Source organism: Rhizobium sp. ERR 942, from assembly GCF_007828395.1.
Taxonomy (GTDB): Bacteria; Pseudomonadota; Alphaproteobacteria; order Rhizobiales; family Rhizobiaceae; genus Rhizobium; species Rhizobium dioscoreae.
In genome coordinates this window covers 531,006-544,062 of record NZ_VIUA01000004.1, presented here as the reverse complement: position 1 = coordinate 544,062, position 13,057 = coordinate 531,006, and the positions used below count along the sequence as shown (strand labels likewise).

Sequence of the window (13,057 nt, the reverse complement as noted above, 5' to 3'; positions counted from 1 at the left end):
TGCCACCTTTGGCTAGTCCTATCCTTTTCCCGCTAACGGAATTTCAAGGAGACGGTCATGGACGACATTACTCTCAGACAGAATATTCTGGATGAACTGGAATTTGAGCCGAAAGTGGATGCGGCCGAAATTGGTGTGACCGCACGCGACGGTATCATCACTCTCACCGGACATGTTGGCACATATGCGGAGAAGGACGCTGCCGAGAAAGCCGCGAGACGCGTCAAAGGCGTCCGCGCCATAGCCCAGGAAATAGACGTTCGAATCCTTGGCCCACGGCGGACAGACGACGACGACATCGCCCGACGGGCAGTCAAGATATTGGACTGGAATATCTCCATTCCAAAGCAGATGGTGCAGATCCGCGTATGCAAGGGCGTCGTTACGCTGACCGGCAACGTGGAATGGCAGTACCAAAAGAATGCCGCCGCTGCCGCTGTCAGGGATCTCGCGGGTGTCGTTGGCGTCTCCAATCTCATAGAGGTCGTTCCCGGCATCAGCGCCGATGACGTCAAGAAGCGCATCGAAAATGCACTGGAACGGGATGCGGAACTGGAGGCGCGGGCGATTCAGGTCGATGTCTCCGGCGGCAAGGTCACCCTGAAGGGCAAGGTCAGAACATGGTCCGAGCGGCGCGCGGCGGAGCGTGCCGCATGGTCGGCACCGGGCGTCTGCGCTCTCGACGATCAGCTGGCCATAACCTGATCCGTCATCTCTGCCGATGACATAAGAGAGGATGCAAAATCATGAGCACGGATTGCACACGAACGGAAGAGGCGCTGCTTGCCGGTGCCGGGTATCCACTCCCGCACCATCAGGACTGCGACTTTCGCCTCGACCGAACTGACAGCGATGAATGGGAAATTACAGTTGTGTCGTCCCGTGCTCGGGCATGGGTTCATGAAGAGTTCTGCAATCCTCTCGCCCAGTGTCTGAGTGACAGATTCAAGGTGGATGTGCTTAGCGCAGATCAGTTCCTGAAGCAGGTGCACGTCCTTGGCTTTCGAACCGAATTCGTCGGCGCGGGCGGCAAGGATCTCTTTTGAAGGGGTGGAGCTATGTATAGGTCGATTGTCTGTGCGGTTGGCCTCGGCTCGAAGGAGAAAGCCGAGCATCTGGTGCACATGGCCTCGCAGCTTCTCGATGCCGATGGAACCCTGCATGTCGCTCATACCGTCGAGCGCTTTCCCTCCCTTGTCCGACAGGGGCCGGATGAGTGGGCGGTCTCCGTAATCGGCGAGGCGGAGGAAAAGCTGTCGTTGCTTTGCAGGGAGCTTTCAACGCCGGCGCTTGTTCATGTCCGTACCGGCCGCGCCGCCGATACGATCCTGGCCATTGCCGCCGAAACAAAGGCCGATCTCATCATCGTGGCGGCCCATGCGACCGATATATTCGATAGGGTTTTCGGATCCACCGTCGATCACATTGTGCACCATGCAAAATGCTCCGTTCACATTGATCGGATTCTAACTGCGCCGAAATCGTAAATCCAATCTATCCAACACTCGGCTCAGTCGTCCGCAGTGACCGCCTGATTGTGCAGGCATGGAGCTGAGAATGGATGTGGCGGCTGGTCACAGCGCTCGATATCAAGCCATGCAATTTGACGTCAGGTCGTCCAATCAATGAAGTCGCGACCGGCGAACCTGTCAAAAGCCTGTCATGGGACGATGAAAGCGGCCCGCAAAATGAGCACGATCGTGGATTTCGCCGCAATTGCTCCCCCAGATGTCAGGGCTCTTGGGAGCCGCACTTGGTTGTTACCGTCAATCATCCGGCGCCTGCCAAACAACCCCTTTGGAAATGAACGAAAATCGAGCGTCATGACAGAAGCGCAAAAATCACTCTCCAAACTCAATCGCTATATTGGAGCTGGTCTTGTTCTCGCCATGCTAGCGGGGCCGGCCGTCGCTGCCTCGCTCAAGAGTATCATGGGCGACATGGGCGACAACACTACCTCGGCCAAGGCAGTGCTTGCCAACTTCGATAGCAAGGCCGCCGAGCAAGTCTTGCGGCGCTATGCGGCGGATGCCGCGGCTGCCGACGCCCTGTTTGCCAACCAGAGCGGCGCCAAGGAGAAGGATCTCCATGCCCGCTTCAGCAGGATGGCGATGATTGCCAATGCCGCGAGTCAGCAGGCGCAAGATAAAGCCTCGTTTCGCAAGGCATTCGTGGCCATGGCAGCCGAGTGCAAGTCCTGCCACACGGCCTACAAATAGCCGCTGCAAATCTTCCCGAACAGGAAACTCCACATGAGCGAACAACGATCCGCCTATGAACCCTATTGCGACCCATCCACCGGAAATGGCGGCAAGATTTCACCTGCCAACAGCGATGTCGTGCGTGCCTGGGACCTTCCCACGCGTCTATTCAAATGGTCGCTCGTCGCATTGATCCTGACGGCCTGGGTTTCGAGTGGCTTTGACGATCCGGACATGACTGTTCATAAAGCGGCTGGTTACGGCATTCTCGTCCTCTTGGTTTATCGCGTCCTGTGGGGTGTTTTCGGCAGTTCAACGGCACGGTTTTCCGGCTTCGTACGCCCGCCCGCCGCTGCCTGGGCCTATCTCAAGGCGTTACGGCGCAACAGGACTGAGCGTTATCTCGGCCACAATCCCGCCGGCGGGCTAATGGTTATCGGTCTCCTCGTCGCCTGCGGCGTGCAGGTTTTGCTTGGATTATTCTCCAGTGACGGAGTGACCGCCGCGGGGCCTTTTGCTGGACTGGTAGGAGACGCCGTTTCGAGCTGGGTCGCTTCCATCCATGCTGCGTGGTTCTACTTCGCCATCCTGGTCCTGGCCGGATTGCATATCGTCGCGAACCTCTACTATCAGTTCGTCAAGCGCGAAGACCTCATCGGCGCCATGATCACTGGCCGAAAACGGCGCGAAGCCTACGTCGACCACGATGAGGCGACCGGTGGGTCGTTGCCCGCCGCCGCTGTCTGCCTTCTGATCGCCTTTGGCCTGGTTTATGGCGCCGTCACGCTCCTTGGCGGAAGCTTCTTCGCTTCAATCTAGAACTTGGCCTGGTCAAACACGAGCGTCATGGCTGTAAGATGGCCAGGCTCCACTTCAATCTCCAGCCGCCCCTTGTGCAGCGCCATGATCCGGCGGACGATCTCAAGGCCGATACCCATGTGATCGGCCTTGAGATCGCCAAACGGGACCTCCATCGGAGCGTCAAAAACACCAGCGTCATCCTTGACCGTCAGGCGCGGACCAGGACCCGCGACAACGTCGATGGCCGCACCTTCAGGGGTATGTTTTACGGCGTTTTCGATGAGGTTGCGCAACGCGTCCTCAAGCAGCGGCGCATGACCTTCAACAGAGCGGGCGCCAAGATTGCTGTAGGCTATGGTGTGATTGAGGTCATAGACTAGGGGTGCGATATCGGTGACCACCCAATCGGCCAGCTTTGCCAGATCGAGCGGCCGGAATAGGGCGCGGTCTGCACTTTCTAGCCGCCCGAGCGCCGTGATCTGCCCAACAAAACCCGCCAGCGCGTCGAGATCTCCCTCGATCTTGCGCGCACGGGGATGGTCGATATTGCCAAGCTCCAGCTTCATCATAGCGAGCGGCGTGCGGATCTCATGGGCAACAGCGGTGGTGAACAGGCGCTGCGATTTCATGAGCGCGCCGATGCGCGCAAGGCTCCTGTTGACGGCAGCGGCAAGATCGGCGATTTCCCGCGGCATGCCGGTCTGGTTGATCAGATGGCTGGGGTCCAGCGGATCGAGATGGCCGGCCTCTCGCGCTGCTTTTGCAACGGGGCGCAGGGCCTGGCGGATTGACAATAAGGTGCCACCGAGGACGAAGAGCAGCATGATGGCCATCGGGGTGGCGAGATGATCCGCAAACTCACGCCCGATCACCGCCCACATGATGCCGTCGCTGTCGTGCAGGATCGCGATCTCGATAAAAATCTTGTCCCCATGGATTTCATAGGTCTTGCCGCCGGCGACGGCGAGCGGTTTGCCGTCGCTCAGCATGCGAGACCAGAGGTCCGGCGGATTGACCTCGTGCGGCAGAAGCTGATTGTCGCAGCGCGCATCGCAGTTCGTGTAGAGAATCTGACCGGTCGGTGTGCGGATGCGGGTGATGTAGAAGCCACCCTGGATGCCGTAACGGACGAGGTCGTGCGGCAACTTGTAGGGCCCTTCGTCATGGCGGCGTTCGAATCCCTTCGACAGCTTTCCGGTTTCACGTTCGATCATCAACGTCGCCAACTGTTCGTTATCGAAATAATAGTCGGCAAAGACGAGTGCGGCCTGCACCGCCATTGCCAGCGCTGCAAAGAGCGCGATGCGCAGCGTGATGATGCGGATCAGCGTTGGCGGCCGAACAGATCGATCAATCATTTTGGCGCTTTTCCCGCAGCAGATAGCCAATGCCGCGTATTGTTTCGATGCTGAGGGGCAAATCAAACGGGGCGAGGCGGCGGCGCAGGCGTGAGATCGCCAATTCCACGGCGTTGGTCGAGATATCGTCGCCAAATTCGGAGAGCTTGCTTTCGATCAATTGCTTGGGAGTGACCCGGCCCGCGTTGCGAATAAGCAGTTCCAGGACGGACCGCTCGCGTGGCGCGACCGAGAGCGGTTCACCGCCCGCGGTCACCACGCCGTTCGTGGGATCGAAGGACAGGCCACCGACGACAATGGCTTCGATATAGTGCGGCGCTCTGCGACGCAGAAGGGCGCGGCAGCGCGCGAGCAATTCGATGTGATTGAACGGTTTCACGAGATAGTCATCGGCACCGCCGTCGAGGGCCGCTACACGATCCTCAATCGAACCGCGCGCCGTGATCACGAGGATCGGTGCGGTAAAACCGTCACGACGTAGTTCCCGGATAAGATCCAAGCCGTCGCCGTCCGGTAAGCCTAAGTCCACCAAGGCCAAGTCGTAGCTGACAGTTTGTGTTGCCAGCAGCGCGGCGCCTACCGTTGCCGCACTATCAAGGCGCCAACCCGCCTGATGGACACTTTCGGTCAGCAAATCGCGCAGACGGGCACTATCTTCAACCAGTAACAAGCGCATATGGACCCCGATTGCGACCACGGTGGTTGCGGATCACGACGACAACTTACTGGTGACGCTTCCGGACCTATCAGGGGCCACTCTAGACGAATGAACCACGCTGTTCGACTGGGATCTTGTAACAACATCGAAATCTGAACCGTACCGCATAGTGGATGTCTAAATCGACGCCCGGATACCCTAACGCACGAATTGCCGAAGCTGTTTTCCAGTTAACGACAGCGGATACCCATGAAAGTCGTCATGCTGTAATGCCGTCACTGGCTCGTAACCTCAATTGAGGCATGTCAAAGTAGCCATCCAAGTGCCTTGATAAACCTAGTATTCGCAATCTTTCAGCGAGGTTTGCCTGTGCGGGTTGCCGATATTCTCGCGCCCGGGGGATCATGCGCTATGAAATGGCATATATCGCATCAGTTTCCTGCCCTGTGGCTCGTCGTGCGCTCCGGCGAGAGGTATCGGGTCATCAAGACCGTCCGGGATGCGGCAGTAACATTGATCTCGGATTGGCCGAGCGACGATGGCGAGGAATATGTCATGGCGATCAAGGCATGCCTTGATGCTCTGAACGACGTCATCCCCCCGGAAGTAGCCAGAGAGGCCCTTATCCGTGCCGCTGCGGAAGAGCGTATCCTTTATATTTCAGTCATCGGATGATGTTGGGTTCGCACGGCATGCGCTCCCACCTCGGCTATTGATGTAGATCAAGGTCCGAAATCGCCACAGAGCCTACCAATTGATCACGAATGCAAAGCGGACATTTTTGTTGTTCCCTTTGACTTCGGTACGGCAGATCCGTGACAAGGAGAAGAACATGCGTGTAGCTTTGCTGGCCGTCGCAATAGCCGGCGTTATCTTCGGTGCCTATGCTTACCAATCCAGCGGTTCCGACAAATCAAAAGAGCCAAGGCAACAGTCGTCGACGAATACGGATAGCACGACCGCCAAACCTAAGCTCGGTTATCCAGATCCCTATATTCCCCCCACAAAGGGCAACGGCTTTTGAGTGAGGCGACAATCAGAGGATGAAATAATGTCAAGATGTAACCCGACCGTCGTGGTCAAACGTCGGCGCCCGCGTGCACCGCTATTGGCCTCCAGCCCATCGAAGACTTCGGGCTCTCTTGCAGCAGTCGGTTCTCCATCGAATATGCAAGATCCGCCAACTCGCCGCGTGCTGCATCTGTCGACGGCGTCGTCCCGCGACGTGACGAGTCAATTTTCGTGGCCGACCGCCCGCGTCCTGGCTTCCGACGAGGCCTGACGCCCTGTCGGCCTTTGGGTCTCCGACACGGCGCCACAATCTGCGCGGCCGTCGACCGATTTTCCAATGTGCACGGATGAAGAATGTCGGTGGTGCGACATCCGCGACCAGGCATGCTGTCGCTGCTCCTCATTGAGTTTCCTCTCAATACCCATGCAAAGATGCTCTCCGCGCCGTTGTCCCATCCTTCTCAGCAAAGCTGGCCGGATGGACGATCCAGGATCACCACCGGCGCGAATGGCGTTGGCGGCAGCACGATTGCCATTCGATGCGACAAATCGAAACATAAGTTCGCCGCTTTCCCCAATATCCCCGCGCCAGTGGCAGATATCGTCGGGGAGCTTTACACATCTTCACATTAAAGAAGCGGGTCGCCAGGCAATGGAGAAGGGCCTGGCAATTCACCCGCTGACGCGGTACCAATCTGGGCGGAGTTGTATATGAGGCCGTACTTAACCTGTGTCACGCGCAGATCGCGGTACCAGTTGATGAGATCGCCCCAAGGGTCATTTATTTTTGAGAGACCAGACACGAAGGCGACGACTGTTCCGATTTCGGTCTTCCCGGTGACCACGAAATAGCCGCCCAGCGCGAAGATGCCTGCGTAACCCATTTGTGTCATCAGATTCATCATGAAATTCATCGTGAACTTGATTTTGTAGATGCTCATGTTGATCCGGAAGACATCTCCGATACGCGATGCCTGATGGCCGTCTGTGTCGATTGCGTGGCCCATTTGGACGATGTCCTCGCTAACATTGCGCATGATGCTGATCTTTTTTCCGACGCGACGGTTGATCGCTGCCTGCATGATCGGGACGAAACCACTTTGCGGAAGGAAGATCGTGACGACGACGATCGTGATGAGTGGCTGCAGATAGACCAGATAGCCACAAACAGCCGTCAATATGCCGATCTGCAACAGAGGCTCCGAGATACTCGTGCCGACGAAGCCACCGACGGGTTCGGCTTCGGCCAGGATGATCGAGAGCTGGACACCTTCGCTGGTCATCATGGAGTCGCCTGTCTCCGATGTTCGCGATGCCTCGAATACTTGCAAACGCAGCCATCGGACGGCCGCTTCTCCGATCCAACTGCTGTAGATCTTCAGTACGAGTTTCACGGCTCCCTCGGTCACGGCCAAAAGGACGTATATCAACACCAAAAAGGCGATCGTTCGATAGGAGCCGTTCTGCGTTGCCGCATTCACGACCCGTCGCTGTACCTCCAGCGGAATGGTTCCCGCTGTAAAGAGCACGATGGATAGGATCGCGGTGGCCAGTTGATGCCATCCCGATGCCCGAAAAACGAAACCATATAGCGTTCGAGGAAGCATTATTTCCTTTGGGACCGGGCGCGATAGAGCAGCCTTCGGATGGCGAAATGTTTTCAGGATGGTCATCGCGTTGCCGACTTCTCAATTGGCGTCTGTCGCCCGGTGCCGGTAATCGGCTTCACCCATAAAATGCCGATGATCGTGGCGATCATGACGATCAATATGATCAGCAATAGCTTTTGCACCGATGCCCTCCTGACGTGTCACACAAGTCGCCACGCCCTTGGACGTTTTCACGTTTTTGCTGTGTGCGCGTTGATTCGGGTCAAGGCCGAACCACCATTTGTATGGAAGGAGAAGGGTGGTAAATAACACCGCTCGCCGAAAGTCGTTCAGTTGGCGGAAAAGGTTGCTTGAAACGCAGATGGACGTGCCGTTTCCCGGCTTTTTCTTCCGACATTTAGCTTCGAAACGAGCCCCAATTTGGATGGGTTTCAGCCATGAAAGCGATGGTTCTTCAACAAATCGGGAAACCGCTCATATTTGTCGAACGTGATGATCCAGAGCCCGGCCCAGGCGAGCTGAGGATCAAGGTCGAGGCCTGTGCCGTCTGTCGAACTGATCTTCACGTCGTGGACGGTGATCTCGACAATCCAAAGCTTCCGCTCGTGCCGGGTCATGAGATCGTGGGTATTGTCGATGCCGTGGGCCCCGGGATCGAAATCGCCAAACTCGGTCGCCGCGTCGGCGTCCCCTGGCTCGGTCATGCATGCGGAACATGTTCTTTCTGTCAAATGAAGGCTGAAAACCTATGTGACAGGCCGCAATTCACCGGCTACACGCGTGACGGCGGTTTCGCGACGCATGTTGTGGCCGACGCAGCCTTTGCATGCGATCTCGATGCGGACGCCGATCCAATATCCCTCGCGCCTCTTTTGTGTGCCGGATTGATTGGCTGGCGTTCGCTCAAGAAGGCCGGCGACGGCAAGCGCATCGGTCTTTTCGGCTTCGGAGCCGCCGCGCACATCCTGACCCAGCTCTGCATCTGGCAAGGGCGCGACGTTTATGCGTTCACGCGCGGAGGCGACCGTGCAGCGCAGGAGTTTGCGCTGGAGCTTGGCGCGGTATGGGCTGGCTCATCGGAAGGAAGCGCACCGGTTCCGCTCGACGCAGCCATCATCTTTGCACCGGCAGGCGATCTCGTGCCGATTGCGCTCAAGGCGGTTCGCAAGGGCGGAGTAGTTGTGTGTGGCGGAATTCATATGAGCGACATACCGGCGATGCCTTACGTCGTTCTGTGGGGGGAACGCGAGCTTGTCTCAGTGGCCAATTTGACACGTGCGGACGCAGCTGAGTTTTTCCCGATTGCCCGGATGGCCGGCGTGCGAACCCACACCAAGGTCTATCCGCTCGCGAGGGCCAATGAGGCGCTCGCCGACCTGCGCGCCGGGCGTCTCGTCGGCGCAGCGGTATTGGTGCCCGAGGCAAGTTAACCCGATTAAGCTGCCCTTGCCAATATTGCCGGCGCAGTCATCGCGGACGAAAATAAAAGCGTTTCACCAGCTCGAGCGCAGCCGCGTAAATCGCGGAGATTGCGATCAGACCTGCCATCAACGGCGCCGGGAGCGGCGTGAAATCGAATATGATCGCAGCCATTGGAATGTAAGGAAGGACAAGCGCAATGAGTATAATGACTACGGTCGAGCATAGGAGCAAACGGCCCGGCTTGTCTTTCCATGCCGTCATGGTCGTACGAACGACCAGCATGGTCGCAAGCTGTGTAATGAGCGACTCCACAAACCAAGCCGTGCGGAACTGGTTCGTTGATACATGCACGACGAAAAGCAGAAATCCGAATGTCGCGAAATCGAACAGCGAACTGATCGGACCGAAGAAGATCATAAAGCGCTGGATGCTGCGGATGTCCCAGCGCCTTGGGTGCTGCACTTGCTGTCGATCAACCCGATCCGTGGCAATGGCCATGGCTGGAATGTCGGCAAGGAGGTTGTTAAGCAGAATTTGCTTGGCGAGCAGCGGTAGGAAGGGGAGGAACAGAGAGGCGATCGCCATGCTGATCATATTGCCGAAGTTCGCGCTGGTTGCGATCGATATGTATTTCATGGTGTTGGCGAAGGTTCGCCGACCGTCGTCCACTCCGCGAATCAGCACATTGAGGTCCTGCTGCAACAGGACGAGATCCGCAGCCTCCCGGGCGACATCGACCGCACCCTCGACAGAAATGCCGACATCGGCCTCATGAAGGGCTGGAGCGTCATTGATGCCGTCACCCATATAGCCGACGACATGGCCGGAACGCCGCAGCGCTTTGATAATGAGCTCTTTCTGATTGGGATCAATCTCGACAAACAGATCTGTCTTTGGCGCACGGGCAAACAGGGCATCACTGCTCATCGACGCCAGCTCCGCGCCGGTCAAAATTTGTTTCGTTTTCAGCCCGATCGTGTCGGCCAGATGTTTGACGATGTAGCGGTTGTCGCCGGATATGATCTTGATGCCGATGCCGCGATGTCTCAACCCCGCCAGTGCGTTCTTGATACCTGCCTTCGGCGGATCAAGAAACAATAGAAAGCCTTCGAGGCACAGCTCGCGCTCGTCGTCCGTGTCATAAGATCCCTTGTCTTGCGCGAAACGCCTGGTGGCGATTGCGATTACCCGAATGCCGTCCTCGCCCCATTTGCGATAACGCGCGTCGATGTCCGCATGCCACCGGTCATCAAGGGGCTCGATAGCATTGCCCGTCCTGACAGCGGTACAGCCGGAAAGGATGTTGGCGACCGCGCCCTTGCAGACCATCATCGTACCTTGACCGACCTCACCAACGATGACCGACAACCGCTTGCGCATGAAATCGTATGGAATCTCGTCTTTCTTCACGAAGGCTTTCAGATCCGCGTCAGTCTCGCCGGATGTCAGTATGGCATCGTCGAGCGGGTTTTTGAGGCCGGCCTGCAACGAAGCATTCAAAACGGCGAGCAAGCGGACGCGTTGCGAGTGCATGCCGCCTGGATCAACGCAATCGTCGAGTTTTATAGTGCCTTCCGTCAGCGTGCCGGTCTTGTCGGTACATAGAAGATTCATGCTGCCGAGATTTTCAATCGCGTCGAGCCGGCGAATTATGACGCCGCCAGCGGCCATGGCGTGCGCGCCGCGGGCGAGAGTCATACTGATAATCGCCGGCAAAAGCTCTGGAGTGAGCCCGACCGCCAGCGCCAGAGAAAATAGCAACGAGTCGATCAACGGCCGATGCAGGAGCAAGTTGGCAACAAAGACCGTAATGACGATCATCAACATGATCCGTGTCATCAGATAACCGAAGCGCCGTATGCCTCGCGAGAAATCCGTTTCGGGGATCTGTCCCGCGATTGCGCCGGCGATGGCCGCATACTCGGTGCGCGCGCCCGTATCTACAGCGATAACGGTTGCCGTGCCGCTGCGAACGGATGTGCCGGTAAAGACGCAATTGGTCCTGGCGGCGATCGGGGCGTCGGGAGGACAGACACCCACCACCTTGCCAACCGGGAAGGTCTCGCCCGTCAGAGCGGCCTCACTGATGTTCAAGTCACGTGACGAAAGGATCATGCCATCGGCCGGCACAAGACTGCCGGCAGCAAGCTTGACGATATCCCCTGGGACGACGGTGCTTGCCGGGACAAGGGTTTCCATCCCGCCCCTTACGACCGTCGCCCATAATGAAATACTTTTCTTCAGCGCCTCTAGCGCCTTGGTTGCCCCGTATTCCTGAGAAAAGCCAAGCAAGCAACTCGCGAGGACAATGAGGCTTATGATGATGGCATCATGCATCTCCCCGACCAGCGAAGATACCGTCGCGGCAAAGATAAGAATGAGAACGAGGGGATTCAGAAATTGTCGCACCAGAATATGAAGTGCATTCGTGTGCGTCATCGCGACGACCGTGTTCGGACCGTAGCTTTCTAACCGCGAAATTGCCTCTTGAGCCGAAAGGCCTTTTGTCCGCGAGCCGAGATCGTGCAGCAGAACATCCTCGCTCTTCGACCAAAAAGGCGACGGCGACACCGTCGTATCTCGGTTTGAGGAAGCCGGTCCTTTAGGCGGAGCGTTCTTGGTGGTTTCGTCAATTTCAATAGCCATCGGCGGTCACCTCTGATGGCTTAATAGTCATTGCACACGGCGCGCGCCTTGACCTTTGTCAACAGGCGATCATCTGTCGGCAATCCGCCCGCTGAAGCCGTCATGCCGTGATTATCTACTGGGATGCGCCGCCGCTGCGACGGTACGGGAAACGCGCTGGTCGAAATGTAGAGATTGGCCTGAGCCGGAACGATAGATATCCGGCATCCGAAGTTCGGGAGCGGGAAGTAAACGTTGATATCAATCTTCCGCTGCTTGATCAGTGAGCAACAAGAACGGGCATCTCAAGATCGACTAGCAGTGATCGAGTGACCCCTCCAAGGGCAAATTCGCGGATTCTGGAGTGCCCGTAGGCTCCGGCGACAATCAGATCTGCGTGCAAGGCTCTCGCGGTCGATTGGATAGCGACGGCTACCTCTTCGCCATTTGCGCCGGCCACGATAATTTCTACATCCAAGCCGCTGTTGCGTAGCACCTCCGCGTATCGGGCCCGGCTCCTCTCATTCATTGAGCCATCATCGGTGATCGATATCAAAATGATCTTCGATGCGCCTTCCAGGAATAATCTGGCGCCTGTCAATGCTGTCGACAGCGGCGCGCTTCCATCCCATGCGATTGCCACCGTGTCGATCCGCCCGCACACGTGGTTCGCAGGGAACAGGACGAGAGGTCGGCCGCTTTCGAACAGAAGCTTCTCAAGCAATGGCATCATGGTCTCGGACGCCTCGATAATTGACAGGTCATAAGCACGCGAGATTTCTACCAGAGTCTCACGGATTTGCGGCTCTGATGCTTCGAATGCCTGAATAACGGCGCGTATGCCTGCGCTGTGGGCGTGGTCGCAGAATGCTTCGCTCAATGTGACACCGCTGTCGCGGCTGAAGCGTTTTGCCTCCGAGCCCAATCTTTCGATATCGTCGACCCATGGGGACGATTGACCGACGAGCGGCATCTTGATCTGCGGGAGGCTCGCGATGAGATCCGCTTTTTGATGTCGCGCCAAATCGATCGCGTTTTGAACGACGGAAAGCGAACTGGCTGTGGGATAGGTGATCAACGGCAGATGAAATTGCGGTTTCATGTCAGTCTCCTCCAAGGGGCGGCCGTAATGATCGCGTCGGCGCCTCGCCTTCGCCTTGATGAAGATCAAGGTGTCCGGCCCGCAGACGGCGCCGATCGATTTCATGATCGTCAAAATGACGATTCCAATCCCATCGGTCGCGCGATTGCACGTCATTTTGATGCTAATCAATGAACAGTCTCGCGACACCGTCTTTGATGACACCACGTCTTATTAAAGACGGTTTGGAAAGGGGCCGAGGCAAAGTCGCCCTCCAATGGTCCCCGTCA

General features: G+C 57.2%; 15 protein-coding genes. 9 read left to right on the top strand and 6 right to left on the bottom strand.

The features are described from left to right. Window positions 1–57 precede the first annotated feature (57 nt). From FBZ97_RS19425 to FBZ97_RS19405, 5 genes are all read left to right on the top strand, one after another. Entirely contained in the window at window positions 58–705 is a 648-nt protein-coding gene (locus FBZ97_RS19425; protein ID WP_113420640.1) for a BON domain-containing protein, read from the top strand. 41 nt (window positions 706–746) lie between these two features. Further along, window positions 747–1,046 (top strand): hypothetical protein, encoded by a 300-nt coding sequence (locus FBZ97_RS19420; protein WP_113353516.1) that lies wholly within the window; start codon window positions 747–749, stop codon window positions 1,044–1,046. A 12-nt stretch (window positions 1,047–1,058) separates the two neighbouring features. Beyond that, a complete protein-coding gene (locus FBZ97_RS19415; protein ID WP_113353515.1) occupies window positions 1,059–1,487 on the top strand; it encodes a universal stress protein in 429 nt (142 codons plus the stop codon). Between the two features lie 201 nt (window positions 1,488–1,688). Next, window positions 1,689–2,219: a cytochrome c gene (locus FBZ97_RS19410; RefSeq protein WP_162748845.1), complete on the top strand. Its 531-nt coding sequence runs from the start codon at window positions 1,689–1,691 to the stop codon at window positions 2,217–2,219. 33 nt (window positions 2,220–2,252) lie between these two features. Beyond that, entirely contained in the window at window positions 2,253–3,020 is a 768-nt protein-coding gene (locus FBZ97_RS19405; RefSeq protein WP_113353513.1) for a cytochrome b/b6 domain-containing protein, read from the top strand. On the opposite strand, the gene FBZ97_RS19400 is transcribed toward FBZ97_RS19405, so the two are convergent. Beyond that, window positions 3,017–4,360: a HAMP domain-containing sensor histidine kinase gene (locus FBZ97_RS19400; RefSeq protein ID WP_145321138.1), complete on the bottom strand. Its 1,344-nt coding sequence runs from the start codon at window positions 4,358–4,360 to the stop codon at window positions 3,017–3,019. The two genes, FBZ97_RS19405 and FBZ97_RS19400, sit on opposite strands and share 4 nt — an antisense overlap. Beyond that, window positions 4,353–5,036 (bottom strand): response regulator transcription factor, encoded by a 684-nt coding sequence (locus tag FBZ97_RS19395; protein ID WP_113353511.1) that lies wholly within the window; start codon window positions 5,034–5,036, stop codon window positions 4,353–4,355. Before FBZ97_RS19395 ends, FBZ97_RS19400 begins: the two co-directional genes overlap by 8 nt. A 393-nt stretch (window positions 5,037–5,429) precedes the next feature. On the opposite strand from FBZ97_RS19395, the gene FBZ97_RS19390 reads away from it, so the two are divergent. The 3 genes from FBZ97_RS19390 to FBZ97_RS19380 all read left to right on the top strand — a co-directional run bounded on the left by FBZ97_RS19390 (window position 5,430) and on the right by FBZ97_RS19380 (window position 6,662). Further along, entirely contained in the window at window positions 5,430–5,693 is a 264-nt protein-coding gene (locus FBZ97_RS19390; protein WP_113353510.1) for a DUF982 domain-containing protein, read from the top strand. A 157-nt stretch (window positions 5,694–5,850) separates the two neighbouring features. Beyond that, window positions 5,851–6,042 carry a hypothetical protein gene (locus FBZ97_RS19385; RefSeq protein WP_069614715.1) on the top strand — a complete coding sequence of 64 codons (192 nt, stop codon included), beginning with the start codon at window positions 5,851–5,853 and terminating at the stop codon, window positions 6,040–6,042. Window positions 6,043–6,413: 371 nt separating this feature from the next. Then, window positions 6,414–6,662, top strand: a complete 249-nt coding sequence (locus FBZ97_RS19380; RefSeq protein ID WP_145321140.1) for a hypothetical protein — start codon at window positions 6,414–6,416, stop codon at window positions 6,660–6,662. Here the strand turns inward: FBZ97_RS19380 and FBZ97_RS19375 are convergent. Both FBZ97_RS19375 and FBZ97_RS35075 read right to left on the bottom strand, forming a co-directional pair. Further along, on the bottom strand, window positions 6,659–7,636 hold the full coding sequence (locus tag FBZ97_RS19375; protein ID WP_113388867.1) for an ABC transporter transmembrane domain-containing protein: 978 nt from the start codon (window positions 7,634–7,636) through the stop codon (window positions 6,659–6,661). The genes FBZ97_RS19380 and FBZ97_RS19375 overlap by 4 nt on opposite strands. Before the next feature lie 62 nt (window positions 7,637–7,698). Continuing rightward, window positions 7,699–7,821 carry a hypothetical protein gene (locus FBZ97_RS35075; RefSeq protein WP_267903952.1) on the bottom strand — a complete coding sequence of 41 codons (123 nt, stop codon included), beginning with the start codon at window positions 7,819–7,821 and terminating at the stop codon, window positions 7,699–7,701. A 255-nt stretch (window positions 7,822–8,076) separates the two neighbouring features. Between FBZ97_RS35075 and FBZ97_RS19370 the strand changes: the two genes are divergently transcribed. Continuing rightward, window positions 8,077–9,069: a zinc-dependent alcohol dehydrogenase family protein gene (locus FBZ97_RS19370; RefSeq protein WP_113388841.1), complete on the top strand. Its 993-nt coding sequence runs from the start codon at window positions 8,077–8,079 to the stop codon at window positions 9,067–9,069. A 37-nt stretch (window positions 9,070–9,106) separates the two neighbouring features. Here FBZ97_RS19370 and mgtA read toward each other — a convergent pair whose 3' ends face one another. Both mgtA and FBZ97_RS19360 read right to left on the bottom strand, forming a co-directional pair. After that, window positions 9,107–11,707 (bottom strand): magnesium-translocating P-type ATPase, encoded by a 2,601-nt coding sequence (mgtA, locus tag FBZ97_RS19365; RefSeq protein ID WP_113388840.1) that lies wholly within the window; start codon window positions 11,705–11,707, stop codon window positions 9,107–9,109. Between the two features lie 259 nt (window positions 11,708–11,966). Beyond that, window positions 11,967–12,893 carry a universal stress protein gene (locus FBZ97_RS19360; protein ID WP_246661814.1) on the bottom strand — a complete coding sequence of 309 codons (927 nt, stop codon included), beginning with the start codon at window positions 12,891–12,893 and terminating at the stop codon, window positions 11,967–11,969. Window positions 12,894–13,057 lie beyond the last annotated feature (164 nt).

Bases quoted from the DNA above. Each gene is read 5' to 3' on its own strand.
- FBZ97_RS19425 (WP_113420640.1), top strand. From the start codon at position 58: ATGGACGACATTACTCTCAGACAGAATATTCTGGATGAACTGGAATTT.
- FBZ97_RS19420 (WP_113353516.1), top strand. From the start codon at position 747: ATGAGCACGGATTGCACACGAACGGAAGAGGCGCTGCTTGCCGGTGCC.
- FBZ97_RS19415 (WP_113353515.1), top strand. From the start codon at position 1,059: ATGTATAGGTCGATTGTCTGTGCGGTTGGCCTCGGCTCGAAGGAGAAA.
- FBZ97_RS19410 (WP_162748845.1), top strand. From the start codon at position 1,689: ATGAGCACGATCGTGGATTTCGCCGCAATTGCTCCCCCAGATGTCAGG.
- FBZ97_RS19405 (WP_113353513.1), top strand. From the start codon at position 2,253: ATGAGCGAACAACGATCCGCCTATGAACCCTATTGCGACCCATCCACC.
- FBZ97_RS19400 (WP_145321138.1), bottom strand. From the start codon at position 4,360: ATGATTGATCGATCTGTTCGGCCGCCAACGCTGATCCGCATCATCACG.
- FBZ97_RS19395 (WP_113353511.1), bottom strand. From the start codon at position 5,036: ATGCGCTTGTTACTGGTTGAAGATAGTGCCCGTCTGCGCGATTTGCTG.
- FBZ97_RS19390 (WP_113353510.1), top strand. From the start codon at position 5,430: ATGAAATGGCATATATCGCATCAGTTTCCTGCCCTGTGGCTCGTCGTG.
- FBZ97_RS19385 (WP_069614715.1), top strand. From the start codon at position 5,851: ATGCGTGTAGCTTTGCTGGCCGTCGCAATAGCCGGCGTTATCTTCGGT.
- FBZ97_RS19380 (WP_145321140.1), top strand. From the start codon at position 6,414: ATGCTGTCGCTGCTCCTCATTGAGTTTCCTCTCAATACCCATGCAAAG.
- FBZ97_RS19375 (WP_113388867.1), bottom strand. From the start codon at position 7,636: ATGCTTCCTCGAACGCTATATGGTTTCGTTTTTCGGGCATCGGGATGG.
- FBZ97_RS19370 (WP_113388841.1), top strand. From the start codon at position 8,077: ATGAAAGCGATGGTTCTTCAACAAATCGGGAAACCGCTCATATTTGTC.
- mgtA (WP_113388840.1), bottom strand. From the start codon at position 11,707: ATGGCTATTGAAATTGACGAAACCACCAAGAACGCTCCGCCTAAAGGA.
- FBZ97_RS19360 (WP_246661814.1), bottom strand. From the start codon at position 12,893: ATGAAATCGATCGGCGCCGTCTGCGGGCCGGACACCTTGATCTTCATC.